This is a genomic window from Rania fehmarnensis (assembly GCF_056494185.1).
Map to the genome: position 1 here is coordinate 2,340,385 of NZ_CM151398.1, position 15,425 is coordinate 2,355,809.

Annotated in this window: 14 protein-coding genes; 6 read left to right on the plus strand and 8 right to left on the minus strand. The window is 56.8% G+C overall.

Annotated features, from left to right (window positions below):
* Positions 1-152 precede the first annotated feature (152 nt).
* Positions 153-1,037 (minus strand): branched-chain-amino-acid transaminase, encoded by an 885-nt coding sequence (gene ilvE / locus SH573x_RS07725; protein ID WP_479353895.1) that lies wholly within the window; start codon positions 1,035-1,037, stop codon positions 153-155.
* Positions 1,038-1,128: 91 nt separating this feature from the next.
* Positions 1,129-2,457 (minus strand): CehA/McbA family metallohydrolase domain-containing protein, encoded by a 1,329-nt coding sequence (locus tag SH573x_RS07730; protein ID WP_479353897.1) that lies wholly within the window; start codon positions 2,455-2,457, stop codon positions 1,129-1,131.
* 611 nt (positions 2,458-3,068) lie between these two features.
* Here SH573x_RS07730 and SH573x_RS07735 point away from each other — a divergent pair.
* The gene (locus SH573x_RS07735; protein WP_479356666.1) at positions 3,069-3,752 is read left to right on the plus strand and encodes a 3-keto-disaccharide hydrolase; all 684 of its coding nucleotides are present in this window, start codon (positions 3,069-3,071) and stop codon (positions 3,750-3,752) included.
* 98 nt (positions 3,753-3,850) lie between these two features.
* On the opposite strand, the gene SH573x_RS07740 is transcribed toward SH573x_RS07735, so the two are convergent.
* Together SH573x_RS07740 and SH573x_RS07745 are read right to left on the minus strand one after the other, a co-directional pair.
* On the minus strand, positions 3,851-5,041 hold the full coding sequence (locus tag SH573x_RS07740; RefSeq protein ID WP_479353899.1) for a YheT family hydrolase: 1,191 nt from the start codon (positions 5,039-5,041) through the stop codon (positions 3,851-3,853).
* Positions 5,042-5,113: 72 nt separating this feature from the next.
* Positions 5,114-5,551, minus strand: a complete 438-nt coding sequence (locus SH573x_RS07745) for an NUDIX domain-containing protein (protein WP_479353901.1) — start codon at positions 5,549-5,551, stop codon at positions 5,114-5,116.
* A gap of 119 nt (positions 5,552-5,670) precedes the next feature.
* Here SH573x_RS07745 and SH573x_RS07750 point away from each other — a divergent pair, with 119 nt between their 5' ends.
* The 4 genes from SH573x_RS07750 to SH573x_RS07765 all read left to right on the plus strand — a co-directional run bounded on the left by SH573x_RS07750 (position 5,671) and on the right by SH573x_RS07765 (position 9,177).
* Entirely contained in the window at positions 5,671-6,294 is a 624-nt protein-coding gene (locus SH573x_RS07750) for a cob(I)yrinic acid a,c-diamide adenosyltransferase (RefSeq protein ID WP_479353903.1), read from the plus strand.
* Positions 6,295-6,558: 264 nt separating this feature from the next.
* The gene (locus SH573x_RS07755) at positions 6,559-7,551 is read left to right on the plus strand and encodes a ketoacyl-ACP synthase III (RefSeq protein ID WP_479353905.1); all 993 of its coding nucleotides are present in this window, start codon (positions 6,559-6,561) and stop codon (positions 7,549-7,551) included.
* A 159-nt stretch (positions 7,552-7,710) separates the two neighbouring features.
* Entirely contained in the window at positions 7,711-8,241 is a 531-nt protein-coding gene (locus tag SH573x_RS07760; RefSeq protein WP_479353907.1) for a sigma-70 family RNA polymerase sigma factor, read from the plus strand.
* A 3-nt stretch (positions 8,242-8,244) separates the two neighbouring features.
* Entirely contained in the window at positions 8,245-9,177 is a 933-nt protein-coding gene (locus tag SH573x_RS07765) for a hypothetical protein (RefSeq protein WP_479353909.1), read from the plus strand.
* Positions 9,178-9,907: 730 nt separating this feature from the next.
* On the opposite strand, the gene SH573x_RS07770 is transcribed toward SH573x_RS07765, so the two are convergent.
* From SH573x_RS07770 to SH573x_RS07785, 4 genes are all read right to left on the minus strand, one after another.
* Entirely contained in the window at positions 9,908-10,915 is a 1,008-nt protein-coding gene (locus tag SH573x_RS07770; protein WP_479353911.1) for an RluA family pseudouridine synthase, read from the minus strand.
* 74 nt (positions 10,916-10,989) lie between these two features.
* Positions 10,990-11,928 (minus strand): YfgM family protein, encoded by a 939-nt coding sequence (locus SH573x_RS07775; protein WP_479353913.1) that lies wholly within the window; start codon positions 11,926-11,928, stop codon positions 10,990-10,992.
* A 399-nt stretch (positions 11,929-12,327) separates the two neighbouring features.
* A complete protein-coding gene (locus SH573x_RS07780; RefSeq protein ID WP_479353915.1) occupies positions 12,328-13,155 on the minus strand; it encodes an undecaprenyl-diphosphate phosphatase in 828 nt (275 codons plus the stop codon).
* Positions 13,156-13,193: 38 nt separating this feature from the next.
* Complete coding sequence (locus SH573x_RS07785) at positions 13,194-13,958, minus strand: PIG-L deacetylase family protein (RefSeq protein ID WP_479353917.1); 765 nt, start codon at positions 13,956-13,958, stop codon at positions 13,194-13,196.
* Between the two features lie 292 nt (positions 13,959-14,250).
* Here SH573x_RS07785 and SH573x_RS07790 point away from each other — a divergent pair, with 292 nt between their 5' ends.
* Positions 14,251-15,381: an FAD:protein FMN transferase gene (locus tag SH573x_RS07790; protein WP_479353919.1), complete on the plus strand. Its 1,131-nt coding sequence runs from the start codon at positions 14,251-14,253 to the stop codon at positions 15,379-15,381.
* Positions 15,382-15,425 lie beyond the last annotated feature (44 nt).

Consider the following 15,425-nt stretch of genomic DNA (forward strand, 5'->3'; position numbering starts at 1 on the left):
GCCGATCTCGTCACTCGTAGCCGATCTCGCCAGAGATTGGACGAATTCAAGGTGATGCGTCCAAAGTCTGGCGACTTCGGCTACGGAAGTGATTGGATGAAGCCAGCGTGGCGCATCCAAAGTCTGGCGACTTCGGCTACGAGATGTGGGCGTTAATCTTCTGCGCCGGTAGCGGCGTAGTCGCGGAAGGCTTTGAGCATTTGTTTGGTAATGCTGCCTGGTTGACCGGTACCGACGGTGCGGCCGTCCAGGCTGACGACCGGGACAATTTCAGCCCCGGTACCAGTCAAGAAGATCTCGTCGGCCGTGTAGAGATCAAACAAAGTCACATTGGTTTCGCGGACTGTGATGCCATGTTGTTTGGCCAGGGTAATGATCACGTTGCGGGTGATGCCTTCCAGGATACCGGACGAAACATCGGGCGTCAGCACATGAACTTCGCCCGTGGGTGAGCGAGTCACGACAAACACGTTTTCGCCTACACACTCGCTAACGAAACCTTGATCGTTCAGCATCAGGGCTTCGTCGGCACCGGATCGCAAGGCTTCTAGCTTGGCCATCATGTTGGGCAAGTAGTTGAGCGTCTTGGCTCGACTGCTCAGCGTGGCTGGGTTTTTCTGACGCACCGACGAAGTCATCAGCGTTATACCGCTCTCGTACTTCTCTTCTGGATAGACGGCCAGTTTGTCGACGATCACAATCATTGAAGCTGATTCGCACTGTTTGGGATTGACGCCCAACGGTCCGACCCCGCGCGTTACGACCAGGCGGATATACGAGTTGGCCATGTGGCTGCGGCGAACCGTTTCGCGCACGATTGCATCGACTTCGTCGAAAGTATGACGCACGTTCAGGTCGATATGCCGAGCTGACTGAAAGAGTCTTACCAGGTGACTTTTCAGCTTGAACACGCGGTGGTTGTACACGCGAATTCCCTCGAAGATCCCGTCGCCATAGAGTAAACCGTGGTCAAAAACGCTGATTTTGGCATCCGCGTGGGAGGAGTACTGGCCGTCAATGTAGACCACGCCGCTCATAGTTCGATCTCGAGAAAGTTGTTAAGTAGTGTGCAAGTGCAAGTAATAATGTGTGATAAGGTTAGCCGGATCGTTCGAAGTCGACAACGGCCTACTTCACATACAGCGGATTAGAGAGAATCCAAATGCGTGGTTCGTTGGCCACGGTTAACCAGAGTTCGACGCGATACACACCCGGCATGGTCAGAACTGTATTGAACGTGCTGCCGTCGCTTTCTTCCATTAGGTGGCCGTTGCGAATCAGTTTCCAATGCCCCGGCAGTGGGGCACGAGCGGTGAGTTGCGCTTCGGACTTGTAAGCGACTTGTTCGCCCATTTCATGTCGGCCATCGGAGTGGAGGGCCAAGTCAAAACCGCGGGGATCAGCCAACCAATCAAAGGCCACATAGGCCCTGCCCTGCTCCAAGGCTTCCCATACTTCGTCGACCGTTTGTTCGCGCAGTAGCAGGTGCGTACTGACATGCTTCAAACTGACCTCGTATGGATCGAGTAGCGTTTTGAAGAACAGCTGCTGGCCATTGTCGTCGAAAGGCTTCAGACCCAAGGTGCGCAGGGCCTGGGCATCAATCTCGACGATTTTCTCCTCTAGGGCATCTTCGACGATCGCGCGATCTTTTTCGGCCAATCGAATGCGAATGCCCACGTTGCGATGCGCATCGTTGGCGGATACACCGGTGTGAGGCGATTGTTGGCAGAGGACGTCCCACCGCTGCAGATAGTGTTGAGGATAACGCTGCAGCGCGGCCAGGCATTCCTGTGGATATTTCTCGAAGAGTTTGCTGGCCTTAACCCACCACAGCGGGTTTTTCAGCGCGCTGATCAGGCGCGGCTGCGACTTGAAATCGTAGTGCGTATTGTAAATTTCGTTTCCTGTCAGGCCTGGCACATTCAAGTCCATGCGTTCCTCAAGGTGAGAGAGGAACGTCAAGCCGCCGCGTCCGCGAACCAGGTCCGAGACTTCCTGCGGCGATCCGCCGTCGAGACCTTTGACGCTTTGGCGCGGGTAAACCAACATGCCCTTGGTCTCGGCCCCTGGGATCATCAACACCCCATCGCGCAGACCCGAATGGCCATCGACAAAATAATCGTAGTGATCTGCTGGATGTTCGGTAAACATGAGGATATCGGTACCGGCCAGCTTGGCTGCGACAATGACTTCATCTTGGGTTATCCGGCTGTCGTGTGAGAGCAGCGAATGTACATGCAGGTTCGCGCGGTAATCACGAAACGGAGCCGGCCGCTCGAGCGAGTGCCGGATTTTTTCCAGTTCGGCCACCGCCTCACGCACTTCCGACAGGCGTTTTTCCGTCAGACGATCCAGTGCATCGTCTGCTTGCAAGCTGCCCAGACATAAAACAGAAATGATCGCGAGAAGTCGAAAAACGTACATCAGACTGGATTCGCCAAAAAAGTGATTCATACAGCAAGTAGTATACTCTCGCCGCGCTTTACCTTGGGCCTGACCCCACTGACGCGGACGTGAAGGAACCACAACTGGTCTTTTTGCTAGCGTCACCCGTACTCGTGCGGGGGCCAGACCCGGTGCTCGTAAAGTGTCTGTCCCCCCAGCCGATCCGTTCCGCCAACTCAAGTCTCTCACACCCGACGTCTGTCCCCCGATCTCGAGCGCGGAGCGCGGGGACACACCACCGGTCTTTTTGCTAGCGTTGCCCATACACGCGCGCGGGGGGACAGACCCGGTGCTCGTCGAGTGTCTGTCCCCAGCCGATTCGCCGCGCTAACTCAGGTCTCACACGCCCGACGTCTGGCCCGTCTGGCCCCCGATGTTGAGCGCGTGAGCGCGGGGACACACCACCGGAATTTTTGCTAGCGTCACACATACGCGCGCGGGGACAGACCCGGTGCTCGTCAAGTGTTTGTCCCCCAGCCGATCCGCCCCGCCCAGTGTAGCAACAGGGCGTCCTATCAGTTACAACGCAGGCTGAGCCGAAGTAACGTGGCCGAGATTTTAGGAGATACAACATGAGATTTTTGAGCTTGATGGTTTTCGGTTGGGTGGCGATCGGCGGCATGTTGGCGCTAGCTCAAGACAAGGCTCCGCCTGAGCCTCAGGGCATGCACAAACTGTTCAATGGACAGGATCTAACGGGCTGGGATGGCGATCCGCGTTTGTGGAGCGTCAAAGACGGAGTGATTCACGGCGAAACGTCTGAGGAGAACAAGGCCCAAGGCAATACCTTCTTGATTTGCCAGGTCGGCGAACCGAAAGATTTCGAATTGCGGCTCTCGTTCCGCTGCAACGCCACCAACAACTCTGGCATCCAATATCGATCGCGGCATATCACTGAGGGCGAAGTGCGCAATAAGTGGGTCGTGCGCGGCTATCAGCATGAACTGCGCAACGAGGTCGACTTTCCCAACACCTCGAGCTTCATCTATGACGAAGGCGGCAAACGCGGCCGCATCTGCCTGGTGGGCGAGAAAGCTACTTGGGAGAAAGATGGCAAGAAAGTGATCGCCAGCAACTTGATCGATCAAGCGGGATTCAAGCAACTCTTCAAGCTCGATCAGTGGAACGATGTGGTCATCATTGCCAAGGGCAACAACATTCGGCACTATCTGAACGATCAACTCGTTCTTGACTTCACCGATAACGACCCCGACCTAGCGCTCAGCCAAGGTGTGATCGCACTGCAACTGCATGCGGGCAAGCCGATGTGGGCCGAGTTCAAGGACATTCGCCTCAGCCACTAACTGATCAGCAGTAGCCACCTTCGCCAGACGGTGGATTTTGCTGGCGACGAACTCCACCGCTTGGCAGCGGTGGCTACCTGCCAAATGGCGCTATCCAATTAGCAATTCAGTCGCGAGAGAGCTGCGACCACCCATTCATCCATCCACCTGCGCGCCCCGCCGCGTTTGCCCGGGGCGACGTAACCGAGGTGCCCGCCGAAACGCGTTACCTCCAGCTCGATGCACGGGCTGAGGGGGATGTTCTCGAAGGCGGCGATCGGAATGATTGGATCAGTGGTGTCCAACAGCAAACGCGTGGGAATCTGAATCTTCGGTAGCCAGCGAGCCGAACTGGAAAGTGTGTAATACTCATTGGTGTCGGCAAAGCCTGACAGCGGTGCGGTATACCAATGATCGAACTGGCGAATCGTGCGCAGAACGCTCTCAGGCTGGATCGCGCGCCAGGGTTCCCACTGCTGGGATCGAGCCCGGACTTGTTTGCCCAACATCTTCAAGTAGTAGCGGGTGTAAGGCATGCGCGACCAGCGTTCCATGTTCATGCAACAGCCGTGCAGGTCGGCCGGCGGGGCAACGGCAATTGCGCGGGCGATGCGCGTTGGATCGATCGCAAAGCGCTGGGGCGTCTCCGCCAGTTCACCGAGCATCTTGAGCAGGATGTTGCCGCCCAAAGAGAAGGCAGCAATCGACACGCTGGATTCTGGAAAACGTTGTTGGGCAGCTGAGATGACTGCGGCCAGGTCTGAGCTGCATCCAGCATGGGCAGGACGATAGGCATGTTGCATGCCTGCTCCACAGCCACGCAAGTCGACACGCCACACACGGATGCCTTGGCTGGTCAAACGTTCGGCGATGCGCCGCAAATAGGGACTGCCATGATCCCCGCCTAATCCGTGAACGAGCACGGCGACCGGCGCGGACGCAGGCAACTGCCGCGGCTGTTCTTCATGCACCACGATCGCTTCACCGTCTACTAACGGAATGACATGACATACTGCATTGTAAGGCGGTAGTTCCCCGGTGATCATGGCACCGAAAATGGTTTGCAGATGACCACTGCGCAGGAGTGGATGTGGTCGAAACGGATCGATGAAGCTGGGCGCCGTGCTCGTTAAGCGTTTGCGATTTAAACGCGAGAGTAGTTTAGAGGCTCGTCCCCCGCCAGCCCTTCGTTGCGAGTCCTCGATACCCACAGCCGCGATAGACTCAGGTGCAGCTGGTTCGGGTTGGTAGTAATCGACAGCTGAATTGCTCACAGTGATAAATCCTCGATCCGTCAATTGCAGGTTCATCAATGAAGTTCATCAGTGATGTGTGTTGAGTGAAGTTCATCAGTGAAATTCACGCTTGAAGCTAAACCGATTTTAACCCGACAAGCATTGTGGGTGGAGCTGGAAATGTTTGGCCAGCTGGGCCAACAAGGGATCGATCGTGCGCTGCTGGATCGAACCGGTTGGCGGCCAATTCCACCACTGGTGCCCAACATGTTCCGTGGCTTCAATTCTAGGTTTGTCTTGCAGAAACCCCAAGTAGTAAGTGACACGTTTATCGTAGGTACCACGTTTTTTACCTTCGACTCGGTATTCTGTGACGAATCGAAAATCGGGATCAACTTCGATCAAGGCTGCATCAATACCGGTTTCCTCTTGGGTTTCTCGCAATGCAGTGGTCAGATTGTCTTCGTGGTCTTCGGCATGGCCCTTGGGCAAGTCCCAGCGGTCGATATGTTTCATTAGCAGGAATTGCGGCTGGGGCCTACGCACCATCAGTATAAATCCCGCCGCTTCTCGAAGTTCGCTCATTTGTCTTCCTTTAACCTAACCACAGCGATTGTCGGTACAATGTTCGTTTCGTTTTTGACGCATCGTCCAGTACCGGAGATTGCGTCGAAAAAGATCCATTGGTTCATATCGAAGTCAACATGAAAATTTACACCAAAACGGGTGACAATGGCACGACTGGGCTGTTTGCGGGGCCGCGTGTACCCAAAGATCATCCGCGAATCGCCGCCTACGGCAGCGTCGACGAATTGAATGCGCTACTGGGAATTGTGGCCGTGCATGCACAGGCGGCTCACGATCAGCAAAGCCCGCCAGAGACAGTGGATCCAGGCGATGATGTGCATTCCAGCTACCGGCTGACCGAATTGATTGTACAGATCGTGGCTCAGTCGCAGCATGACTTGTTCGCTATTGGCGCCGAACTGGCCACGCCCGAGCCGTCGCAGCATGGTACACGCCTGCTAGACGAAGCCGATGTGGCGCGATTGGAAAGCTGGATCGATCGCTTGGATCAGCAGTTACCACTGCTGACCAACTTTATCATTCCCGGCGGTTCACAACTGGCCGGCTGGTTGCACTGGGCACGCACCGTGTGCCGCCGAGCCGAGCGCGAAGTGGTGCACTTGACTCACGCCGCTGAGGTCGAAGATTGCAACACAATCATCGTTTACTTGAACCGCTTGAGCGATCTGCTGTTTGTGATGGCGCGGGCGGCCAACCTGGCGCAGAGCATCCCAGACGTACCCTGGCGCAGACGTACGTAACCGTCGTGACGCAGGCACGCAGCCAGATGGTTCGTACTCCTACTCGTACTCCTACTCGCTGCTATTTCGAGTAGGAGTAGGAGTAGGAGTACGAGTAGGAGTACGAGTACGAAACTGAGGCCAGGCCAAGTTAGTTAGCGGGTTGTTGGGTGGCATCAGCGGGCCTGCCGCCTCCGCGTCGGCCGCCCCACCTTTCGCATCTCGTGCCGCCGCTTTATAACCATAAAATAGAGCAACGACGGCAATTACAAATAGGACTCGCCTGTGCCATTTGCTGAAATAGGACCGATCGCTGTCCACTTTCCGGAGCGATGCGAAACCAACGAAATGTTGCAATCGCAGTTTCCCGAGTGGGACCTCAAGGAAATCTCGGACAAGACAGGCATCCATTGTCGCTATATCGCCGAGCCAGACGAGACTCCCTCCGACTTGGCGGTGAAAGCCTGTGAAAAGCTGTTTGCCGAGAATTCGATCGATCGCAGCTCGATCGATTTCATTTTGCTCTGTACCCAAACGCCCGATTATCCGCTGCCTACGACGGCCTGCTTGCTGCAAACGCGACTGAATTTGCGGACCAACAGTGGAGCCATCGATTTCAATCTGGGCTGCTCCGGTTTTGTCTATGGCTTGGCTCTGGCCGAAGGCTTAATTCAATCTGGGGCCGCGCGACGAATCTTACTAGTTACTGCCGAAACTTACTCGAAGTATATCGATAGCGAAGATCGTAGTTTGCGCACCATATTTGGCGACGCTGCAGCCGCGACCCTGATTTCGGCTTCGGACATGCCGTCGCTGACCGCGTTTCAATTTGGTACCGACGGCAGTGGAGCTGATACGTTGCTCGTGGGTGATGGTGGCGCTCGGTCGCTGGCCCAGGCGATCAAGCCGCGGCATCGCAAACGCTGGAAAAGCCGGCTGTATATGGATGGCCCCAGCCTGATGAGCTTTACCGTCGTTGCCATTCCGAAGTTGATCGAAGAGATCCTCGAGCAGGCTAAGCTGACCAAAGAAGACATCGAACTGTACCTGCTGCATCAAGCGACCCACAAGATGTTGGCTCAGATGCAGGAGCGGCTGGCGGTCGACAAGACGCGACTGCCTATTAGCCTGGCCGGTTGTGGCAATACAGTTTCTTGCACCCTGCCCATTCTGATCGACCAGATGCGTCGCGAAGGACGCATCCACGCCGGCCGTCCCAACATGTTGGTCGGCTTTGGGGTCGGCTGGTCCTGGGCCGGCTGCGTCTGGCGCCCTTAATCGGCCGCCACGGAAACCAGTTCCTCGCCCGACTGCCCGCAATGCGATCCTCTACGCCTCTGCGTTTTAGAAAGGGCACTGCATACTCTTGTCCACTTTCACTATGCTCGAGACAACAGTTAGTGATTCCAGGAACTGGCCCCGGGGAGGAAAACGGTAGTGGACGCCCGTGAACTGTTTGAGATTCTGATGCGCGAGCAGAGCCAGATGCTGGTGGCATTTATTCGCGCTTCGGTGAGGGATCCGGGATTGGTCGATGATATTTGGCAAGAGACCATGTTGGTCGCTTGGCGCAGGCTGGATGAATTCGATCGGCAGCGAGCCTTCGGACCGTGGCTACGTGGCATCGCTACAAAAACAATCATGGCCCGTCTTCGAAAGCAACGACAGTGGGTGCAAGTGGAAGACCATGATGAGCTTGACTACTTGAGCTCCAAGTTCGAGCAATTCCATGCTCTGGCCGGCGATACCCTGGATGACAAACTCGATGCCCTACGCGACTGCGTCAGCAAATTATCAGAGCCAGAGCGTGAGTGTATCGAAGGTCGTTATCGCGATGAACTGCAACCAGCCGAGCTGAGCCGAAAACTGAGCCTGCAACTAGAAACCGTCAAGAAACGTTTGCAAAGAGCCAAAGGGCGACTGCTGGAGTGCATTGAACGCAAGCTGGCAATGGGGATTGGAACGTAACGCATGAAACCCGAACGTCAAAAAGAACTCGATCAAGCCTGGCTGGAAGCTCTACTGGAGAGCGCGTATCGGCCTGCAGATGTGGATCAGCCAGCCCGCGTTGCGGCTATACTCGAGCAGCTCGAAGTGCCTGAGACAAAAGGACATCACGATGCACCGCCAGCATGGACTCGATCATCCTGGTTTAGTTTGCGACACTTGAGCGCGCTGGCGATCGCTGCTTCGCTGCTGATCCTGGCGGTGTTTGTTGTCGACACCAACGATCGGCGAGCCTACGCGGCGATTGCTCGCAGCGCGCAGGCAGCGCCCGAGGTTCGCAAATACAAAGCGCAGATAGTGATTCAACGTCCAGCCCGAGGCGAGCGCGAGTTGACCGCCAGTATCTACATCGATTCCCGCAATCGTTACGTGGTCGAGCATCCCGCGTTCCTGGGAACGGGAACAACCTGGTTGGGAGGCGACCATCAACAACGCTGGTTGGTGCCACCCCGCGGCCCAGCCTTCGTGGGCGGAGAGCAATTAGTCGAAAGCTGGTTGGCTGAGCGCGACGAATCAAGTCCGCTGTTGTACGTGAACACGATCCTCGAACGCATGGCCCACGCGTACCGCTTGACGATGTTACCTGACGAAACCCTGGTCACTACTAACGGTACCGTGGTGAACTGTCAGCATGTGCGCGGCGAACTAAGTGTACAGCGACTGCGAATGCCAGTGAGTATCGATCTGTGGGCCGATGTTCAAAGTGGTGTAGCCCAAAAATTAGTATTGAAGTGGTCGGACAAGCCACCACGCCGTGGACCACGACAATGGACCATTGAACTGATCGATACCGATCCTCAGCTGGCAGCCGATTGGTTTGAATTCCAGCGACATAGCTCGGGGCGCAGAGTGGTGAACGTTCAGTCGAAACGAGAATTCGAGTCGTTAAGCCCCTAGGTCAACTCGCTGTGTCACCTCTCCAAGGCTTCGCCTTGGGGAGGTCGAATCGAGGCTTTGCGAGATTCGGGGGGCTGGGTAGTGCAGTTGGTTAGTACCTCAGGAGTCTTGCCTGGCGCTGTGCCCCCTCCCGCCGACGACGGCTAAACGCCGCGTCGGCGACCTCCCCCGCTGCGCGGGGGAGGTGACAGTCACCTCTCCAAGGCTTCGCCTTGGGGAGGTCGAATCGAGGCTTTGCGAGATTCGGGGGGGCTGGGTAGTGCAGTTGGTTAGTACCTCAGGAGTCTTGCCTGGCGCTGTGCCCCCTCCCGCCGACGACGGCTAAACGCCGCGTCGGCGACCTCCCCCGCTGCGCGGGGGAGGTGACCGTCACCTCTCCAAGGCTTCGCCTTGGGGAGGTCAACCGAGGCTTTGCGAGATTCGGGAGGGGCCTGGGCAGTGCAGTTGGTTAGTACCGCAGGAGTCTTGCCTGGCGCCCTGCCCCCTCCCGCAGACGAAGGCTGAACGCCTCGTCTGCGACCTCCCCCGCTGCGCGGGGGAGGTGACAGTTACCTCTCCAAGGCTTCGCCTTGGGGAGGTCAATCGAGGCTTTGCGAGATTCGGGAGGGGCTGGGTAGTGCAGTTGGTTAGTACCTCAGGAGTCTTGCCTGGCGCTGTGCCCCCTCCCGCCGACGGCGGCTAAACGCCGCGTCTGCGACCTCCCCCGCTGCGCGGGGGAGGTGACTGCTGGTTAGAGACTGCGCAAGACTTCCAGTGCCAAGCTGATGTCGGCTGGTAGCGGGCTTTCGAAAACCAGGCGTTGGCTGGTGATGGGGTGAGTCAATTCCAATCGCCGGGCATGTAAGGCTTGGCGCTCGAGCACAACTTGTTCGTCGCCCTCTTGTAGCGGTTGGCGTTTGGCGAGTTTCCGCAGCAATTGACCGCGGGTCACTTGCGCGTGTCCGGCGTACAAGCGATCACATAAAACTGGTGATCCGATGTGCGATAGATGCACGCGGATTTGGTGAGTGCGGCCAGTTTTAGGAATCAGTTTGACGGCGGAATAGCCTTCGAAACGTTCTTGCACTTCGTACCACGTCTCCGCGTCGCGGCTTTGCGGATGTCCGGCGCGCACCGCCATCTTGTCGCGCTGGTAGGGATGCGGACCAATAGGCACGCGAATGATGTCGCGATCCATCTCGACTTTGCCCAGCGTGAGCGCAAAGTATTCTTTCTGCACATCGCGAGATTCAAATTGCGAGGCTAGTTCCAAGTGTACAGGATTGGTCTTGGCGACGGCGATGACGCCGCTGGTATCGCGGTCCAGGCGATGCACGATGCCTGGTCGCGTGGCCCCGCCCACATCGCTCAACTGACCGAAGTGATACGCCAAGGCGCTGGTGAGCGTGCCGGCCCAGTGTCCTTTGGCGGGATGAACCACCATGCCCGGTGGTTTGTCGACGACGATCATGTGTTCGTCTTCGAACAGAATCTTCAGCGGGATTTCTTCAGGTTGCGGGCCATCGACCGGCGGAGGCGGCAAGCCGACTTCGATGGTCTGGCCGGAGCGCACGCGAAAGCTGGGTTTGACAACTTCGCCATTAACGCGGCCACCGCCTTCTTGAATGACTTTGCGCAAGAAAACGCGACTATATCCCGACTCGTGACGCGCCAGCATGGCGTCGATGCGTTCCCCGTTTTCGTCGTCCGTTACGGTGTGCTGAAACAGACGCGTGCCAGGGGAAGTTGGTTCGGTCACGAAAATGCTTTATGTGTAAACTAATTTAATTTACGCGTAAAGTATTTGTGCTTTACATGTAAACTAATTCGTCGTTACTTGGGTGGTTCAGGAGTCGCTGGATTCGCCGGTGGAGTTTCAGCCGTTGGAGTTGCCGGAGCAGGTTCCGTGGCCGGAGCAGGTTCCGTGGCAGGTGGCGTGGGCACCGGTGGTGCCGGCTCGGTGGTGGGCGCCGCTGGTGCGGGTGGCTCGGGCAAGGCAATTCCAGGAGGTGGGGTTTCTGGGGATGGTGCCGGAGCCGGTGGAGCGGGGCTTTCAGGCGTTGCACCTGGGAGCGGCAGCGTCACGGCTTTGTCGGGGAACGTGATGTCCGGGGTCGTGGGCGGCTTGCTCAAGTCACCGGGGACAGCCGGTGGCACGGTCGGGGTACTCTTGACGGTGGCAAACCATTCGTAAAACGCTTTACCTTCACCAGATGAAATCCAAGCCAGGCGATTGCCAGCCATGGCTGCGATCCCTGGTTCACTGCTGCTGCTGGCCTGCTTGTAGTAACGCGTGGCCTCGTCCAATTTGCCCAGAGCCTCGTTGGCTTGCGCCAGTGCGATGGAAGTGCGAGCCTTTAATTCGGGCTCATAAGTCGCGGCTAGTACTTCTTCGTAAGCGTCGATGGCGCCGCTGATCTGCTCCTCGGCACCCTTGCGATTGCTGTAGATTTTGTCAAAACCTTCCATGGCCTGATTGTCGGCCCAAGCCAGTTTGGACCAATCGGCTGCGGCGGTGCCAGCGTGATCTTGGGAAACTTGCTGGAAGACTTCCGCGTCCCCGGTGCCAATATTGAAGTAGTATTCACCCCAAGCAGCTGCGCCGGCGCGAGCAGTCATCGATGAGTAAATACCATAGCCCAGAGCGGCTAGAGCCACGGCAACTACACCGATGATCACATAGCGAGCATAGGGCCGGCTGGAATCCATGGCCGTGCCCAAATGGTCTGCCAGATAGTTGGTTTGGAGTTCATGCCGCCGTTCGCTCTTCATTTGACTATCCCTAACTGGCTGTCAACGACCCCCGTCGACAAGCCGGTAAGTATAGGGGGATGCGAAAAATTGCTCAATATGAGCTCAGGCACTTCTTAGTAGCCGAAGTCGCCTACTTGGTAGCCGAAGTCGCCAGACTTTGGATTGGTATGCGTAGCGAAAGACCTCCAATCTCTGGCGAGATCGGCTACGAAGAGGTCGGGTGGTAGCCGAAGTCGCCAGACTTTGGATTGGTATGCGTAGCGAAAGACCTCCAATCTCTGGCGAGATCGGCTACGAAGAGGTCGGGTGGTAGCCGAAGTCGCCAGACTTTGGATTGGTATGCGTAGCGAAAGACCTCCAATCTCTGGCGAGATCGGCTACGAAGAGACCAATCTCTGGCGAGATCGGCGACGAAGTTTATGCCAGCCAAATCAAGATGATCACACCTGCGATGATGCGATAGATGGCAAAGGGGACAAAGCCGCGAGTGCGGACCCAGCGCATGAACCAGGCGATGACGGCCAGGGCCACGATGAAACTGACTAGAAACCCGACAGCCAGCACGCCCCACTGTTGGCCGGTTGGAGGCTCGTGCTCCATCAAATAGTCCAATAACTTGTAGCCGGTGGCTGCAAACATAACCGGGATCGACAGAAAGAAACTGAACTCCAGGGCTGCCGAGCGCGATAATCCCATAACCTGGCCGCCGGCAATGGTCGACATCGATCGACTGGTACCGGGGAAGGCGGCGGCCAATATCTGCGACAGCCCGATCACGATAGCTTGACCAAAAGTCATTTTGTCCATCGACTGGACCTGGGCGCGTGGGCTGAACCAGGCATCGATGGCCCACATTAAGACGCCGCCGATAATCAGTGCCCAGGCTATAAAGGTCGTGTTTTCCAGGCGTTCACCGATCGTGTCATTCATAATAAAGCAAGGGCCAGCGGTAATGACAAAGCTCAGCAGTACCAGAGCCAACGGGTGATTCCACCAAGTATTGGTTCCCTGTTCGCCTTTGGGATAGCTTCGTACAAACGTCACGATTCTCTGCCAGAAATACAGCACGACCGAGAGGATGGCGCCTAACTGAATGACGATGGCGAACATTTTCCAGTAGTCATCTGCGGCATCTTGGCCCAATAAACCCTGCGCAATGCGAAGGTGCGCGGTGGAGCTGACCGGCAGAAATTCCGTCAGGCCTTCGACGACACCTAACACGACTGCTTCGAGGTATGGATTCAATGCATCGATTCCCGGTTGGTAAATCTACGATCTGTGGATCAAACGACGCAGCAGGCTGGTCCGAGCGCACGGGCCAGTGGGTCGGCCTCTGGGGCGCATAAGCCCAGGTGCAAGTGGCGTCGCCAGCCTTCAGCCAGCTGAAATCGGCCGCTCCAAGAGCCCACTTCGCGATTCAAACTGGCCATCGTTTCCACATACGAGTTTATTTGTTGAGTTTCGTCCAGCCAGGCGCCTTGGCTGGCGTGAGCCAATAAGAGCTCAGTTTTGCGTTCCAGCAGGTCGGTTACATCGACAAAGTGTGTCGGAACGACTTTTTCGCCCATGGGAGTGCGATTGCCGTGCGGCTGCGCGTGGTAAACAGTTACATCGGCAGCGTAGGTTGGCACAGAGGGTGTGCTGCGGTAGTTGGGCATCGCTCGACTGAAAGCTGCACTCACCGCCAATCGAGCGGCGTTTTGATGGTCTTCCATGTAGTCGACCAACGAGTGCGTGAGCACAATATCCGGTTTGGCCCGGCGAACGACCGCGGCAACCTTCGCCAGCAGTTCAGGCGTGTAAATGATTGCCAGATCGTCGCAGATCGGTTCGTAAAAAGTGGCTCCCATCAATGTGGCTGCTTGCCTAGCTTCCTGCAACCGAGCCGCCGTGCAGGCCTCGCGATCCATTTTCATCGAGCCGTAACAGCCGTTGGCAATATTGAAATAATGGAGCTGCCAACCAAGTTGCCCTAGCCGCAACATGGTTCCAGCCATGACAAACTCGATATCATCAGGATGGGCTGCAATGGCAAGTGCGTGCGGCATAGGCTTACGTTGTTTGTCTCAGTTAATGGTTCGTGCGGCAGCGGAAAGCGTCAAGCATTTCGAAGGTTAACGTAGCAAGCCTCAAGCATTTCGGGCTGTTGTCGTAGCGGAATGCGTCAAGCATTTCGGGCTGTGGGGGTTCGGCGTCGACTAAACCAATACCGAAAGCCTTGACGGCTTCCGCTACGACGGCTTTCGATACGCAACGCTCGAAACGCTTGACGCGTTCCGCTACAACGCGTACCGCTACGACGGCTTTCGCTACTTTCCATAATGGCGATGATTGTAATCCATGATGCTTGAACAATGGGAACAGCTAATGGGGGTCTGGGCGCAGGGTGGGCTTGCGCAAGCTGCCGAAGTGCCACGGTCTTCCGATTGTTTGGAGAGTATTGAGCAATCGGCGATGGCTTGCGAGTTCGAAGTCTTGCTGAACCAAGGTCAATACCCGCAAGGGCTCGAGCACGCCCGCGACGCCCTGCGCGTGGTGCACGCTCTGGAGAACGAGTTGAGCGTCTATCGACCGACGAGCGAGTTTTCGACCATCAATCGCTTTGCCCATTTGCGTCCGGTGCCGGTTCGCTTTGATGTGTGTCAACTGTTGTCCATCGCCGCCGATGTCAGTCGAGCGACTGGTCGAGCTTTTGACATCACGGCCGGCGCCTTGTCGGAAGCTTGGGGTTTTTCGCGACGACAAGGTCGTAAACCTACCAACGATGAACTGGCTGAGGTCATGCAAAAAGTCGGCGCCGACCTAGTTCAAATTGATCAGCACCTGCGCGCAGTGAGACTGCTGCGCGAGGGTGTTAAGCTGAACCCGGGAGGCATCGGTAAAGGGTACGCACTGGATCGCGTTGCCAGCCACATGTCAGCTGCTGGCGTGAAGGATTTTCTACTGCATGGCGGACGCAGTTCGGTGCTGGCCTGCGGCAGTCGCTGGGATCATCAGAATGTCAGCGCCGCTCGTCAGGCCACCCAAATGCAGGCCGAAGCTGCAAGTGGCGAGGCTCCTAGCGCCCAGGCTCCTTACGCACCGCCGGGCTGGTGGATTGCGTTGGCACATCCGCTGAAGTGGGAGGACAAACTGGGCAGAGTTCGCTTGCGCAATCAAGCGTTGGGCACCAGCGGAGCTGGCAAGCAGTTTTTTCACTACCAAGGTGTGCGTTACAGTCACGTCATCGATCCGCGTACCGGTTGGCCAGCTCAAGGTGTGTTGAGCGCCACCGCCATCTGCCGCAGCGGTGCTCTGGCCGATGCCCTGGCCACGGCCTTTATGGTGATGGGTGTCGACGCCACTGGCCGGTTCTGTGAGCAACATCCACAAATCAGTGCCATCCTGGTCAGCCAGCGCGAAGGCTCGAGCCGCTTGACGATCGATTGTTTCAACGTAGCCGAGGGCAACTGGCAGGCTGCGTTTGGGTAGCCGAAGTCGCCAGACTTTGGTGTGCGTGCGATGTAGCAACGCTT

Coding starts and splice junctions, on each gene's coding strand:
- SH573x_RS07775 (WP_479353913.1), bottom strand. CDS start 11,928: ATGAAGAGCGAACGGCGGCATGAACTCCAAACCAACTATCTGGCAGAC.
- SH573x_RS07765 (WP_479353909.1), top strand. CDS start 8,245: ATGAAACCCGAACGTCAAAAAGAACTCGATCAAGCCTGGCTGGAAGCT.
- SH573x_RS07730 (WP_479353897.1), bottom strand. CDS start 2,457: ATGAATCACTTTTTTGGCGAATCCAGTCTGATGTACGTTTTTCGACTT.
- SH573x_RS07745 (WP_479353901.1), bottom strand. CDS start 5,551: ATGAGCGAACTTCGAGAAGCGGCGGGATTTATACTGATGGTGCGTAGG.
- SH573x_RS07790 (WP_479353919.1), top strand. CDS start 14,251: ATGATGCTTGAACAATGGGAACAGCTAATGGGGGTCTGGGCGCAGGGT.
- SH573x_RS07785 (WP_479353917.1), bottom strand. CDS start 13,958: ATGCCGCACGCACTTGCCATTGCAGCCCATCCTGATGATATCGAGTTT.
- ilvE (WP_479353895.1), bottom strand. CDS start 1,037: ATGAGCGGCGTGGTCTACATTGACGGCCAGTACTCCTCCCACGCGGAT.
- SH573x_RS07750 (WP_479353903.1), top strand. CDS start 5,671: ATGAAAATTTACACCAAAACGGGTGACAATGGCACGACTGGGCTGTTT.
- SH573x_RS07735 (WP_479356666.1), top strand. CDS start 3,069: ATGTTGGCGCTAGCTCAAGACAAGGCTCCGCCTGAGCCTCAGGGCATG.
- SH573x_RS07740 (WP_479353899.1), bottom strand. CDS start 5,041: ATGAACCTGCAATTGACGGATCGAGGATTTATCACTGTGAGCAATTCA.